The organism is Bacillus luti (assembly GCF_009739945.1).
In the GTDB taxonomy this organism is placed as follows: domain Bacteria; phylum Bacillota; class Bacilli; order Bacillales; family Bacillaceae_G; genus Bacillus_A; species Bacillus_A luti.
The window spans coordinates 916399-932472 of record NZ_CP040336.1 but is presented as its reverse complement, the minus strand read 5'-3'; the positions used below and the strand labels follow the sequence as shown (position 1 = coordinate 932472).

The following is a 16074-nucleotide window of genomic DNA, read 5'->3' as shown; positions in this document are numbered from 1 at the left end:
TTTACTGATTTTTATTTTGCAATATTATCGAGCAGCAGTTTTGAAAAGGTCGATATTGTCTAATGCTTTACCCGTTCCAATTGCTACGCAATCTAATGGGTCTTCCGCAACAAGAACCGGCATATTTGTTTCTTCACTAATAACTTTATCTAAGTTACGTAGTAATGCTCCGCCACCAGTTAATACGATACCACGGTCCATAATATCTGCCGCTAATTCAGGTGGAGTTTTTTCTAACGTATTTTTAACTGATTCTACAATCGCATCCACTGTATCTTTTAATGCATCTGCAATTTCTTCAGGCTGAATTAGTACTGTTTTTGGTAAACCACTTACTAAATCACGTCCGCGAATTTCCATAGGCTCGATACCTTCTGGCTCGCCTGCAGAACCGATTTCTAATTTTAATGCTTCAGCTGTTCTTTCACCGATCATTAAGTTATAGCTTTTCTTAATGTACTGAATGATTGAATCATCCATATCATCACCAGCAACACGAACTGATTGACTTGTTACAATACCACCTAAAGAAATGATTGCAACTTCTGTTGTACCGCCACCGATATCAACAACCATACTACCAGTTGGTTCCCAAACAGGTAAGTTCGCACCAATTGCTGCTGCAAATGGTTCTTCGATAGGATAAGCATCACGAGCACCAGCTTGACGAGTCGCATCGATTACTGCACGTCTTTCTACAGCTGTAATACCAGATGGTACACATACCATTACGTATGGTTTACGTGAGAAGAATCCATTTGATTTTTGAGCTTGTTGAATGTAATATTTCATCATTGTTGCTGTTGTTTCATAATCAGCAATTACACCGTCTTTCATTGGGCGAAGTGCCACAACGTTTCCTGGTGTACGACCAATCATTTGTTTTGCGTCGCTACCTACAGCAACGATTTGTTTCGTATCAGTTTGTAACGCTACTACTGAAGGTTCACGTAAAACTACACCTTTTCCTTTTACATATACAAGCGTGTTCGCAGTTCCTAAATCTATTCCAAGATCGCGAGTAAAGCCACCAAATCCAAACATATTATTTATCTTCCTTTCTTGTTTTCACGGACTCATTTTTTCTTACTTTATATGATAAAAACAGTACGTTTTTTATATCTGTATCCTTTTTGTAGATAATTTTCTACAAAAAACTCATAAATCACATTATAAAACAAAATAAGTAAAAAGCATAGTCTTAAATATGACCTTTTTCCTTTAAACTCACGAATTTATGGTCACCTATTATAATATGATCAAGCACTTCAATTCCGATAATCTGACCGCATTCTACTAAACGTTTCGTTACTTCAATATCTTCTCTGCTCGGCGTAGGATCTCCTGAGGGATGGTTATGAAGACATATAGGTACAGTTTTGGCCAAAATTAATTTTATCTCTACATTTATTATGTAACTCCATATTTATCAATGGTTTATAGGTAAGAGCATTTAGACCATCCATTTATCCCTAAGGGCAAAACAGTTTACTACGTAGTATTTAATAACCCGTTCAATTAATGTAATATATTTTTAAGGGGGTATTTAAATGAACAGCAATCTAACAAATTACCGATTTGTCGTCAAAGAAATACCTATAAAAGAAACAATACAAGACTTAATTGTTACAAATAGAATTATTGCTATTGGAATTCAGGATAAACAAACGGGCATTACAATACCTCATCCACTAACAGATTTTATAAGAATTAAATATGCATACATGGGAAAATCCCTAAACTCACAAACAATACCAGCCTATATCGTTTGTCGTTTTCTGAATTTTATATATTATAAAATAAAGGAAGGGAACAACTTTTTCCTATCACTTCAAAGTAAAGGGGTTAGGGGCCTCACCCTTAGTCATGGAAGTAAATATATTTCACACTTAACATTATGTGGACTTAAGCGTTCTACAGTACTACAGCACGAAGGGATATTAACTAAGTTTTATCTATATTTACAAGAACTAGATTTAATTGACCAACACTTTGAAGTAAAATCAAGAACGGATGCTAATGGTAATCCTATAATTGAATCGTTATTTAGACATGCGAGCCTCCAAACTAGATTCCCTTCAAAAGATACAATGAAAAAAAGAACTGCAAAGTTAAAAGATTTCGGTGTAAACAGATACTCTCTTACTGCGCACTTTATTCAAGTAGCACGAAAAGTAGCACCTGACATTGCCTTTGGTGTTTGCTTACAGTTCTATGGCGGTCTACGAAAAGGAGAAGTTGTAAACATCACTAGAGGAGATATCTTTGCTTCTACAAGAGAAAGTCTATCTGTACAAATCCAGGATAACCGAAATAAATTATTCTCACACTTAACAGATACAAAAAATGAGTACCCAAAGCGATTAAACTACCTTAAAACCCATTTAACTAGACAAAGCGTTTTAGATAATGATCTGGTATGGGAAGTTTACGAAGAACATAGAAAAATGCTCGAAATTAAACAAAAGGAAATAAAAAATCCTTTTGCTTTCTTCATTAATAAAGATGGAAACGCCATGTCTGGAAAAGTATACGAAAAAAGATTTAAAAAGATAAAAAAGCATTTTCTTGAATCTTTATTAGCAGCCGAACGATATGATGATTACAGGCTATTTAGCGACTCTTACTGGGGGACACATATAGGAAGAGGTATTTTCACAAATTTTTTGATGGACATGGGATTAAGCATTACTCAAATTGCTATCGGGCGTGGTGATAGAAGTATCCACTCCGCAATGGACTATGTAGATGAAAAACTAACAATAGAATCTATAAAAGAAGCAATGGATGAAATCAAAAATATCCCTATTGAACGTATTGGATTTATTGAAGATGATCTTGTTAAAAAAATTTGGAAAGATGGTGTACTCAAACGTGAAAAAAGATTTAGTTACTATTAACTCAGTAGCAACGGATCCTGAATTTAAACACTTGAACATGAGTCGATTCAAATTACAAAAACTTGAAAAAGAAGGGTTTATTACTATAAAAAACGAGAACAATACCCCTTTCGTATCAATATCAGAGATAAAAAAATATATAAAAATTGAAAGTGAAATACACGAAAACTACTTATCCATTCATTCATTTATTGAACAAGTATTTCACGTAAGAAAAAACGGGAAAATTACCCACTATAAAGAAGGACTTATTAAAAATAAAGACCTATTGTTAATTGATTTTAAAGTATTTAGAAACAAAGAGTATATAAAAAAAATTGACATGCTACGTTTTTTAGAAGAATTTATACACAGAGATGATATATTAAAACAACTTAACCTATCATTACACGATTACCATATGATCTTAAGAAAAACAGATATAAATGAGGTAAAGATAACTATTAAAAACCCATTCATTTCAATCAGTGATTTCAACATACTCAAACAAGCTGCTGTAAAATACAATACCACCTCAAATGAATTTACATGGTTAATTGGGGCTAGGGTAGTTAAGGATGTTAAGTATAGTCATGTAGCAAAAAAAGTAGAGACCTTAATCAAGATAGCGAAATTGGGGCATTTTAAGTACTTCTTTGATACCGATAATAAGTTCTTCGTTGAAGAGAAATCATTCGTAAAGTACGCTAAGTTAGTAGGTGAACTACATCAACATTATTATAAACTCACCAAAGTTACTAGATTATTTGGTATAAAACAATTTACAATTTCTCAACTACAAGTTAATTTCATCCCAAATCTTCTTCATATATGTAAATCTGTAGGAATTAAATACAAAAAATTCGAAATACCAATTGAGAGGGAGTTTATATTTATTGAACGTACCGGGTTGGATCTATTCTTTGAAAAATATATTTCAAACAATGACATAGTACAGGAATATCAGATAACTCACAGAGACCTTAACTACTGGGTTGGAAAAAACAATATAAAAAAATTAACATTTCACTACACATTATCCTATTATTTCAAACAAGATATTGAACACCTATTCGTTCATACTCCTCAGCTTTCACTTAGCAACACCGAACCCAGGGCGCCCTTTAAGATTAATAGCTATTATACATTAAAAGAAGTCAAAGACATTTTGAATGCGAATGATACAGAACTCCAACAAATTCGAAAGGAAGAAAATCTAGATTTCCTTTATTACAAAGATACTACAATATATCTAAAAACAGATATTAACCAATTAAAGCAGCTTCAAGAAGAAGCAAAAATAAAATATTGTACTCCACAATACCTTCGAAATAAAGGTTATTCTCAGCATGTTGATAAGTATTTCACTAAGTACAAAACATCTTATTTAATTAAAATAGCTTTAAATAGTAAAAATCGTCGTAGCTTTGTTTATTTAAAATCCGAAGTAGATGCCTTTATTAAAGAAGATACAATTAAGCAACAAATCGCTCAATTAAACTACAGTAAACCAGCTGATTCCTTCTTAACTCAACTAGATATATATGAGCTGACATTCCCTACAAATTGTTGGCATACACAGAATCAATGGATGAGCTATTGTATCAATAAATTGAAACTATCTAAGGCACACAAACTAACAGTTGAAGCAAATGTATCTCAACTAGTAAAGTGTACAAGGCACCTCATTAATTCACTAGGAAATCAAGAACTCTATCTCAAATCTTCTAAAGAAATTAACCTTGTATTATTTAATGAGCAAATCCCTATTACACATCAGTTTGTTTTATATGCATTTATAAATAGCTATTATAATGAATTAAAAGTTAATAGCTTACCAACGTTCAACTTAAAAATGATAAAAAATCCATATGCCACAAAATCAAAAAAGAAAGATAAAGATATTTATGAATACGAACAATACCAACTTTTATTCGATTATACAAATAGCATAACATTACACAAAACTAAGGCGATCAATGATGCTATTAATAAAATCAATGACTATAAATACCAAAGGAAGCACAACACATTAAGTAAACATTACGCTTCTTCATGGTTATATATACTAATTCACTTAAACAATGCTTGGCGACACAAAGATGTATGTGAAATCCCCAGTGTTGATTTAAAACTAATTCATATAACATCTCTAGAACAATTCAAAAATCAAGAATTGAGCATCGAAGATGCTCAAAAGGTTATCACTCAACTTATTGCAAAAGATTTAACCGTCTCAAAAACACAAGTAACTAACCGTTTTTTTTGCTCAAGAGATCTTACAATTTCTTTAGCAACGGCAGTAATTATATGTCAACTTGTAGCAAATGAGTGTTTTCCAATGCGTAATCATATTATTGATTTCGGAAATAAACATCAACACTTTACTGAGACGGCTCAAAAAGCTTTCTTTAAAAATTTTAGTGATTCGCAGTTTATTTTTGAAAATAGGAAAATGAATAGAACCTTATTATCATTTATGTATATTTTACTTCTTCAAAAAGGACATGGAGGAGCTGCACTTGAAGTCGCTCAAAGATTACGTGCACATGCAGACTTTGAAACTACTAATATTTATATACACATCCCAGAAAGAGAATTAGATCACTTATCTCGCCAGCTATTTCAAAGAAAACACTTTGGATATATTACTAACCTTTTTGCGGAAGTACTTTTAGGAGAATCAAATAATCGCGAACAAAGAACACATGAAATTACTGTATTAAATGAAAAATTTAAGGATATTTACCAGATAGAAGCTACATCTGAATTTATTAATAATGTTTTATCAGAAAAAAGATTAATTGGTGACATGATTTTAAACATTGGAAAGGAAGCTGTCATAGATTATTTATTCAAACTAAATTGTAATGTACTTCCTAGCCGAGAGGAACATATCCAATGCTTGGTATCAGAAACAGGCTGTATCTACCCAGCAAAGAGCTGCAAACAATGTGTATATGCTATCCCTAACTTTTATGCACTTTCCGCAATTACAGAAAGTATTAGTTCCCATTTAAAAAGCTTTAAAGAACAATTTGAAAACACTCCCTATAATACTGAACGAATAAAGTTAGCAAATCTTTTATACATGGAGATGGATATATTACACGATGCTTGTGTTTCATTTGGAAAAGAAGAAGTATTCCAGTTTTTCGAAAAAAAACAAGAAGGCTATTTTGAGTTATTGGCTTTATTAGATAATCTAGAACTCGAAAAAGACATCGAAGAATATCTCACCTATGTCCCTACAACACAGTACGAATTATAGGAGGATATATGAATATTATTAAACTAGGAATAAATGAAGAGATAATAGAAGCTCTATCAGAATCATCATTTTCTCTACTGACCACCATTGAAGAATCCAAAAGCACGTTACAACAATTAAAGAAATTAGATTTATTGATAACGGGTGAATTCGATGATGATTTATGGTTATTGGCAAATCCTAACTCTAAAGGCAGAACACATAAAATTGACTTCAACGAGTTAAACACACATATGTTTAGTACTGATTTACCAAATGAGTTTAAACTCATAGTTAAGTGTTGGATTTCAGAATTATTAAACAAATTCAAGACTGCAACCGTAGTAAACCAATATTATCACTTCTTACTAGCATTTAAAGAAACCCATGGCTTCCAAAAAGAAACTGTTAATCAATTCATAGAATGGTTACATAAACCAAACATTCAAAACAACACTAAAATCTACTTAATAACTTCAATGTTGAATTTTTTTGACTATAGTGACCTTGAGGTTGGAGAGATTTTCATCCCTAAACTTCATGAAGTAAATTCTAAACTTAATTTTATTCATAGTGTTAGGCAACTTCCACCTTCAAAGGAAATACTGAAATTTTCTTATTATTTAGAAAAACATTTTGAAACAATTAAACAGCTAGAAGCAAAAGGCAGTTTAGATATAACAGTACAAAAGGAAAAGATTTTATATTACCCTCTTTTAATCTGGTGGAAGCTGACCAATGTTATACCTATAAGAAGCGTAGAATTTGCTGCCATAAAAAGAAATTGCTTATCAGTCAACAATAATGAGTACTACATACATCTTCCAAGAAGAAAGATACAATCCAACAATAAACGCAACATCCAAATACTTGATACTGTCGCTATATCAAAAGATATATATGATCTCATAAATAATTATATTAACGATACTCAATCGTATGGTTATTCTAATACCCTAGTTTCGTATCCTTCTTTAATATGGACAGATTCATCCAATCAAAGAAAACGACAGAAAAGGGTTAGTACTGATTTTAATCGTGAGAATCTGCAAAGATTAATCACAAAATTTTACAAAGATGTACTTAATAAAACGTATAATTGTGATATTCCTAAAGAATATCATCTCAGCCCTAATGATACTAGACACCTTGCTTTCGTTTCTCTCATGATGCAAGGAATTTCTCCAGTTGAAATCGCAAGACTCGGCGGACATCAAACAATTAATGCACAATACCACTATTCATCTCATATAGAATATTGGATTGATAGTGAAGTATTTAAATTATTTTCCAAATTTAAATACTTGAAAGAAAATCAAGATAAAGGACAAACTTCAGATACTATAAATGATTCTTTTATCCCTAAAGAAATTCAATTAAAAGCATTTGCTCCCCCTACCTCTTCTTTTCAAGGAAAATTAAAAATAGGTTATTGTACAGATGCCTTGCAAAGATGCGAGTCTGAAGAATGTATGCTTTGTTCTCATTGGAGAATTAACACAAAAGAGATTCTGGAAAAAGAAGAACTAATTAAAGAAATATTGTTTAAAAAAAGAAAGCATATCCATGAACTCTTTGCGTTTATAAAAAATTTACATTCAAATATTTTAAAAAACGAATTGATACAAATAAATCCTAATACATTAGGACGGCTAAAAACTACCTCAAAACAAATTCAAGCCGAGATAAGTAATTTAACAGCGCTACAAACTCTGAATTCAAAAGGAGGCATTTTTGATGAATAAATTGGGGCGTAAGGTAAAATTAACAGAGACTCAAGTAAAAGAAATAATCTATTTGTATAAAAAGGAAAAAAATGTATCCGGTCAGATTAAGTATTCGGATATCCATTATTTTTCTAATTATTTAGTTGAGCAAGGTCGCTTAGATACACATACATCAGAATCTTTTTGGAGAAAACAAGGTCGCCTAGGTAGAGAATTAGTAGATGAAGCTAATGCTGTATTTACGCATCGACTTCCTATTTCAAATGATACAAAGAAAGCAGTTCCAAACATAGTAGATCTAGTCGATAAAAAATACGCCAATAAAGAGGCTTTAATTAATAGCTTACTTCCATTAGAAAAGCTAATTATTAAAGGAATACAAAAAGAAAACGAACTTAAACAAAAAAATGAAGACTATAAAAAGCAACTCTCCATACAAAAAGAGAAATATAACAAATTACAAGAAAAGCAAAATCAGATTCAGCTACTTTTATTTGATCTATATCATCACATATTAATGGAGTCTAGTCATAAAACCAAAGGAATGGCTATAAGAGCTATGGAAGAGTTATTTACTAGTCCAATTGACTTTTTCGAGGAATTCAAAAAAACTAAAACAGCAAACAATTCGTCTAAGAATGTAATTTCGATTAATAGTAATAAAACCGAGAGGAAGTTATCAAATCGATTTAGAAACAAGTTTGATTAATTTTTTTGTATACTAATTTCACTTCAAATAAAATATTATTACTTTTTACCACATTCCCCATTTATCGTGGGCAGGCAATGGTGTCTGATTCTCCTGTAAATTAGGTAGTGGAAATAATAAAAAATACTTTAAGCGGCTTGAACCCTGTACTCCAATGTAACTTAGCCGCTTTAATCTTTTTTTGGTAACGCTCGTTATTATAAAACTATAGCCATCTATTGCTTGTTGTACCGTCTTTAATTAGGGTAATTCTGTTAGGCTTATTATGAGGATTTTGAAAAAATATATTTATAACTAACACAGCAGGTTAGTGGAAGACCGGATAATTATATAGTTCCATTCCGAAAATGGTTTTTACATAAATTCATTTATATAAAGTGATATTTGACCAACATTGACCTTTCTGAACATTCGTGATATAATAGTTATAGTTAAAATATCATATATTGAGCACTTACAAGTGTAACTACAGCCCCATCTATACCAGTAGCAATAAGCTTACTCCTGTTAGCAATTGTATTAAGAATTATTAGCTTAAAAACATTGACGGGAGAGATGTCTATGAAAAAATTACCTAGTCTTCTAAATGCAAAATTCCTTATATCTGTTGTATCGGAAACATTTTGGACAGGAGTATCTGGTATCGCTGTAAGTGCTGAGTATATGAGTAGATAAATTAAAAAAAGAAAGCTATTGTTTTGATCAATCTTTATTCAAAACAATAGCTTTTTATTTTGCTTTTAAATAAAGTTATGATGTTTATAAAAAAGACGCGATGTTTTGAATAAAGTTGCGATAAAAAAGAAATTAATCTTTTGTTCAAAAAGATTAATTTCTTTTTTATGATTTAAATGTATTTTAACTTTATTATAAAAGAGCCCAAATCATAGCCTGTTTTTATTATAGCTATAGCTGAAATTAGGGCTAATGGATATTTAATAAATGGTTTTTTTAGTAAACTCTGTATATTTTTCACATTTTAAACCTCCATTCTCGATTTATTCAACACCATTTATTGTAGTCTCATTTTGAGAAATCATAACTTTTAAATGCTCTGTTATGACCATCATGTTATCAATAGCATATCTAATTAGACTCAATATGTCTTCTTCTATATTAAGTCCTTTTTTAAACGTTTCGCCCAAGTTATCAATATTCTCAATATCACTATTTTCAAAATCAAGATTAATTTTTGTAAACGTCATAACATAATCAGCCGTTTCAATGTTTTCTATCATTTCTTTCATTAAAGTTTTATGAAGTTCTTTTGTCTTTTGAATATCCTCAAATACTACATTTTTATTAAATCCAAATCTTTCATATTCTTTATATGTTGTATTTAGAGGATGAGCAATTATATATGATCTAATCGCTTTAAAATAATCATATTTATCCCTATTTTCACTTTTAACACCATAAAACTCGTCTTTGTCGTTCTTTTTCTCATAGACTGTTAATGATTTTAACAAGTATTCTATTGATGTTAATATTTTGTCTGAAACTGATATTAATTCATACACATTAATATCATCATTTTTATTGTTTATATCTTGCAAAGCATAATTTTAGTGTTTATTTCAAAATGTTTATTTGCGTCTTTTTCAAAGTAATCATTACACACTTGATTAAATTCATCAAATGCTTCTCTATTAATTTTCATTAATATAACAATCAAATCCTTCCATTAAATTATTTCTATAATATACATTTATAATCTGCCATATTCAATTTTATATCAAGAATATTTTTGTTAATGTATTGCGCTTACCAAACTTTTACTAAAATTTTGAGTTACGCTGTTTTCCCCTTTTAATTAAAGAATTCCAAGTGAATTTTAATCAAACTTTTTTATAAAAAGAATGTTTATTTGAATAGAAAAGACTCCATTTTGATTAAGCTTTTTTCAAAACGGAGTCTTCTTATCTACCATATAATATAGGTTTGTGGAGCTTTTTTGATTAAACTTTATTTCAAATCAACATTTTATATGAGGTGAAATTAGGCCTTATGATTTTTAATCAAACTTTATTACAAAGACATTATGACATCAGAGAAAGGGGATTGTTGCCGTTTCCCAATCGATTAGGAGCTCAATAAACTGAAGCCCATAAAAAATCAGCTTAAATTCACATTTTTTTTACTAGTTCAAATTCATCTTTTCTATCACGTTTTTCTTTTGCCGCTTCAATATATTTCACATAATCCTTCTTAAAATCATCTATATGGACCAGTGAAATATAAGAGTCTTTATCCTCATCAAATAAATTGTTACAAGGGTTAGATTTATAGGCAGCTTTGACATTTAGGACATTTTTTCTCACAAGATTATCAAAATCCAGTATTACCTCACAATTTGATTCTTGATTACAAACACTACAAGTATGTGAGCTTGTACTTAATATTAAGTCTTTACTTTCATTTGTGTAAACAGCAACTACACCGTTTGTACGATTCTCATTTCGATCCTCCAAAGAATATCTTAACTCATCATACAACCAATCATCATACAATCCAAAAATACCTTTCTTATAGGAAACCGCTTTAGGAGTTAATAGTACAATTGTAACAGAGGTTTGTTTAAGTTTTTCGTATAGATATTTCTGAATCGTGTCTTCGCTCATAGTACTTCGGTCCTCATTTTCAGATCTATTAAAGACTTCAGTTGATGAGTCAAATAATTCTTCTAGTTCTTCCTTTAAATCGTTACCATCACTAAAACGAAATGAAATAAATACGTTTGTCCCCATTCTGCCTTCTCCCCTTTATTAAACACTTTTAAACTTCTCTGGGTTTGTTTTATATTCTTTTAAGATAATCAAAATATCATCAATAAGCTGGTCAATACTTTGATTAGGATTGTTAAGATTATTATAGCTTTCTATAATTTTCGGGTTCTCAGAAAAAGTGGTTGTTATCTTTCCTAGCTGATCTTCCCATATTTTTTTTGCAACGTATCCAGTTGAACCTATAGATAAAACAAGTTGTCCTAACTCTCCAGCAATTCTTGCCTCTTCTTCAACACCAGGAGAATTTATTAATTCATTGCTCCCACTAGCTTTTTTATTTCCGAAAACACATATTGTCACACCACATTCAGACAATATTTTCTCACGGTATGCACTTTTTTCAGGTACTGTTTGTTGTGTTGGGAAAGGTCTAATTACCAGCTGAGAACCTGCTCGTGTATGATTTAAAAGAGATTCTTGAATTAAAACACCAGTTACGACATTCCTGCCAACCCCCAAACCAAAACCAGATGATATTTCAAAGCCTTCAGTAAATAATACTTCTCCTAATTTTTCACAAAAACGGTTGGCTTGTTTTAAAGCATCATCACCGGTTTCCCCCAGGAAATTATCAACTCCTTCGTATGCCCCAGATACAAATACTTTAGTTGATAAGTACTTTCTTTTAATTGAGTCTAATAATTGAGTCATCTCATCATAGGAATCAACCAATATTGCTTTAATTCCATATCTCAATAAATCCGCTACTCTTAATCGTTGTTTATTAATTCTATATTCTAGTTCCCGAGCTTTTTCTTTTTGGTCATCAAACTGATCAAATTCAGGATCACTCTCACTAATCTTTTTCAACAAACAGTAGTGTCGACGGGGATTACCTTCTAACATAATTCGAACTTTAGATAAAATACTTTCTAAGTTTGGATCATCAAAACTAAATCCAATAAACAAAAATGTATTACTAAGTAAGTCTGTCTGAAGAGTCTTGGTAAAAAGTTCATTCTTCTTATCATAAATTTCATAATCATCTTTAAGTAATACCGTACTACTCGGTATTCCTATATCACCATGCATTTTGTAAATAGTAGTTTCGGAGAAATCTATTTCAGTAGCCATATCTTCGATGGATTTTTTTACATCGATCACCTTATTTACATCTAAGTATGCCTTTTCTAAGAAATCGTCATAGTTTGTCGTCCAAATTTTTCGTATGGGCAATGATCTTATTATTTCATGGTTTTTATTTATTTTTCCTTCGCGAGCGATCTTATTCTTTAAAAGGTTAGTTATAGTTTGCTTAGTACCTGACTCATTATAGATATATTGAGCTACTGATATCAAATCATTTTCTTTCGTTATGTCTAACCCTATAGACTCCGCTTCCTCTCTAAGTAAATCACTCCAGCTGATTCCACCAGATGGAATCGAAACTCCTGCACCAGCAAATATTGCAGCTCTACCGTTATTCAAGGCCCTTACATATGAATTTATAAAGTTCTTTTTATCTCTTTCATCAACTGTCATTACCTACATAACACCTCCTGCAACAATATGGATTACTCTTTATTTTAATTGCGTTATTATATCTAAAACTAATAATCTAACGTAACTCATCTCCCAAAGGTATAATCACTTCATCTAATGTCTTTCTCCACTGACGCTTCATTTCTGGTCCGTATTTCAATGGTTTTGCATCTGGGTGTACGGCTTTATACTTATCAAATTGCTTGCTGTTAATGATCCCCCCAATATTCGGAATAGGGTCTGTTCCTATCACATACTGAATCGCAGATAAATGTAACTCATTTTCTTCCACAAACCAAGTATTCGCAAATTCCTTAATTGCTTTATTATAGGATTCAGTGAAGAAGCTTCTTTTCACTACAAGAATATCTTCCTCTGAATCTATTTCTTTAACATCAATAGCGTTTAAAATTGCACGGTATACACCTTTAACAATTTCTGATTTCTTTAGTTTCTGTAGTGCCTTTTCGATTTCATCACGGATATTCTGATTATTTGCCGAGTACGTTCCTAATAGTCTATCAATATAGGTTGAGTCAATATCATAGATCTTAATCGCATTTTCTCCATAGAATTCAATACTTGAGAAATCTGGCACCTGTCCATCTTGGTCCTCTTCATCTACTAATGAACCCTTAACCGTGTTGTATACACCAATATATTCTTCTAAAGTATTTACCTGTTCTTGAAGTGCTGTTGATTTCTCTATATCATCGTTGTAATCATCATATGTAACTAAAGCTCCATAGGCATTGTTCAACTGTTGGAAAGCTTTCACAAATTCAATCCTAGTTTCAAGAGGTGAGTGCTCATTAATATCGGTTGGATTTGGAACTAACGTTGTTAACACTTTGTGGGCCTTTTTAAAACGTTTCTTTGATTCATCATAAGTTGGATAAACAAGATTAGATTCCTCTTGTGCTTCAGAATATAACTTCGTGGCATCCTTAACATTTTGTTCCATTGTCGAAGGTTTCCGGAATGTCACAATCAATCCTTTTGTCTTTCCGGGATAGGTACGATTGGTTCGAGAAAAGGCTTGGATTAAATTGGCATAACTTAAATTCCTATCCACAAATAACGTTTGAATCGTTGGTGCATCAAATCCAGTTAATAAGCGGTCTACAACAATGACTAGGTCAATTTGTTTTCCAAATTCTTTAAACTCCGCTTTTTTACAAGCTAAGCGATTATTGATATCACCATTATACCGTTCAATATCTTCTATTGACCAAGCGGTGTGATAATAATCGTTATAGTCCTTAATAATGTCTCTCATTTCATCTTGATTTTGTTTGGAATTATCTTCGTTTTCTTGTATCGAATAGGTGATAGCAATCCGCGGAAAATCTAAATCTTCAATCGTACGCCCTGTTCGAATCGGATGTCCAGCAAATTTTTTCTTCAACCATTCTGGATCTTTGGTCATTTCTTTGATTGCCCAATAGTAATGTTTAGCCATATCGATGGAACTCGTCGTTAGAATTGCAGACTTTTGCGGGCGACCGTTTTGGAAATCAAATTTGGTATAAGCATTATCTGGTCGAAAAATCTTATGAATGACTTTTTGAATATGTTCATCACTTTCGAAAGAAGATGGTTCAAGATATGCTTCCTTTTCCATAACATCCATTTGATCAATAATGTCGTTAATTTTATCATCACTAAAATGAGCGTATTTTTCATTTTGACGCAGTTGAGCAAAAATATAATTATTTAACGATGTTGGTTCAATCGTATCTTCATGTTCTACTTGAAATCCTAAAACAGCCCCATCATCTAACGCGTTCTTAATGGTATAGGTATGTAAAACTTCTCCATATTGATCACGAGTGGTACGAGCTAATCGGCCTTTAGCTTGCTTCTTATTCACATCAAATATTGGCGTACCCGTAAAGCCAAACCATGTAGAATTAGGGAAAAATTTTTTAATCTCTTCCATTCCTTCGGCACTTACCGCTCGATGACATTCGTCCACGACAAAGACAATATGTTGCCCCAGTAGTTTTTTAAAGCGTTTGGTTCCTTTTTGTTCCTCTTGTCTTTGGGCATAGCGCAAGGCAGCTTCTAATTTTTGACGAGTGGTAATAATTACTGTATTGGAATTAGCATCAGATAATAGTGTATCACTTAGCTCTTTCGCACTTCCAGTTCCGACAATCAAGCTATTAGCTTTGGCACTACCAGAAGAAATGCCGGTATTAAACTCGGAAGCAAATTTGGTGAATTCTGTCGTAGTTTGATTATCCAAGTCTTTTCGGTCAATAAGCATAATTGTACGACCTACACCTGGTTTACGAGCCAATAATTTTGTAGAAACAAAACTTGTCAACGTTTTTCCTGAACCAGTCGCATGCCAAACATATCCAGATTCATGTTTTATGGCAGAGGTAAACAAGGCTTCAATTGCATGAATTTGATAAGGATGTAAGACCATTAAGGCTCTATTGTCTTGTTCCTCACTCACAATCGTATAATTGGCAATCAAGCGATGTGCATCTGGAATATTTAGGACTTGTTTCACAAATTCATAAAGTTTTTCTACTTTTCGATTATCTTTTGTTCGCCAGCTAAAAATAAATTTCTTATGCATGTCTTTTGGCAGCGCATTGGCAAAATAGCGAGTCGTTTGTTCATTGGAAATGACAAATAACTGAAGAGTAGAAAAGATATTATTTCTAAACATCCCTTCTTCTGCGTATTTCTTGATTTGATTATAGGCTTGGAATACGCCGTCTTTAGCACTCACCTGTTTTAATTCAATTTGAACAATTGGCAACCCATTGATTAAAAGCGTCACGTCAAATCGGCGATTACGCCCATCAACGTTTGCCTTTTGTTTCGCAATCTGATGAACGACTTCGTAAGTAGATATTCCGCCACCAATGTCTTGGTTGGAATACAATACCAACGACATTGAACCTAGAGATACATTTTCACGTTCAATCGTAATCCGAGAGATGCCATTTTCTCCTTTAAGCCATCTAGCGGCATCAAAAGGGGTTTTTGTTTTTGAAAGTAATTCTGTTTTAATCGTGTCAAATTCCTTATCAGAAAGGGGATATTCCCCAATTTCTGATAAATTATTTTGTGTAATCTTTTGACGCAAGTTCTCCCACAGGTCTTCTTCAGATCTTAAATCTGGGCGATAATTCCACTGATTATGCCCTTCACCTAAGACTTCAATGAGTCGACGTTCTACTTCAGCTTCATCGTTATGTGATATCATTTTCCTTCCCCC

At 32.0% G+C, this 16074-nt stretch carries 9 protein-coding genes and 1 pseudogene; 4 read left to right on the top strand and 6 right to left on the bottom strand.

The genetic code is table 11. From position 1 onward, the window contains the following. Window positions 1–24 precede the first annotated feature (24 nt). Entirely contained in the window at window positions 25–1044 is a 1020-nt protein-coding gene (mreB, locus tag EUC40_RS04790) for a cell shape-determining protein MreB (protein ID WP_000466737.1), read from the bottom strand. A gap of 157 nt (window positions 1045–1201) precedes the next feature. After that, window positions 1202–1369: pseudogene (locus EUC40_RS04785) on the bottom strand (JAB domain-containing protein); the annotation flags it as partial. A 181-nt stretch (window positions 1370–1550) separates the two neighbouring features. Here EUC40_RS04785 and EUC40_RS04780 point away from each other — a divergent pair. Genes EUC40_RS04780 through EUC40_RS04765 form a run of 4 tightly spaced genes read left to right on the top strand, consistent with a single transcriptional unit; the run spans window position 1551 to window position 8565 of the window. After that, complete coding sequence (locus EUC40_RS04780) at window positions 1551–2900, top strand: hypothetical protein (RefSeq protein ID WP_061535627.1); 1350 nt, start codon at window positions 1551–1553, stop codon at window positions 2898–2900. Then, the gene (locus tag EUC40_RS04775; RefSeq protein WP_242216195.1) at window positions 2875–6150 is read left to right on the top strand and encodes a hypothetical protein; all 3276 of its coding nucleotides are present in this window, start codon (window positions 2875–2877) and stop codon (window positions 6148–6150) included. Before EUC40_RS04780 ends, EUC40_RS04775 begins: the two co-directional genes overlap by 26 nt. A gap of 8 nt (window positions 6151–6158) precedes the next feature. After that, window positions 6159–7874 carry a site-specific integrase gene (locus EUC40_RS04770; protein ID WP_061535628.1) on the top strand — a complete coding sequence of 572 codons (1716 nt, stop codon included), beginning with the start codon at window positions 6159–6161 and terminating at the stop codon, window positions 7872–7874. Next, a complete protein-coding gene (locus EUC40_RS04765) occupies window positions 7867–8565 on the top strand; it encodes a hypothetical protein (protein ID WP_061535629.1) in 699 nt (232 codons plus the stop codon). Before EUC40_RS04770 ends, EUC40_RS04765 begins: the two co-directional genes overlap by 8 nt. A 998-nt stretch (window positions 8566–9563) precedes the next feature. On the opposite strand, the gene EUC40_RS04760 is transcribed toward EUC40_RS04765, so the two are convergent. The 4 genes from EUC40_RS04760 to EUC40_RS04745 all read right to left on the bottom strand — a co-directional run bounded on the left by EUC40_RS04760 (window position 9564) and on the right by EUC40_RS04745 (window position 16062). After that, entirely contained in the window at window positions 9564–10085 is a 522-nt protein-coding gene (locus EUC40_RS04760) for a hypothetical protein (protein ID WP_230305644.1), read from the bottom strand. 606 nt (window positions 10086–10691) lie between these two features. After that, on the bottom strand, window positions 10692–11312 hold the full coding sequence (locus EUC40_RS04755) for a TIR domain-containing protein (RefSeq protein WP_156573900.1): 621 nt from the start codon (window positions 11310–11312) through the stop codon (window positions 10692–10694). Between the two features lie 18 nt (window positions 11313–11330). Continuing rightward, on the bottom strand, window positions 11331–12833 hold the full coding sequence (locus EUC40_RS04750) for an SIR2 family protein (protein WP_061535632.1): 1503 nt from the start codon (window positions 12831–12833) through the stop codon (window positions 11331–11333). Window positions 12834–12909: 76 nt separating this feature from the next. Continuing rightward, complete coding sequence (locus EUC40_RS04745; protein WP_061535633.1) at window positions 12910–16062, bottom strand: type I restriction endonuclease subunit R; 3153 nt, start codon at window positions 16060–16062, stop codon at window positions 12910–12912. Window positions 16063–16074: the final 12 nt, after the last annotated feature.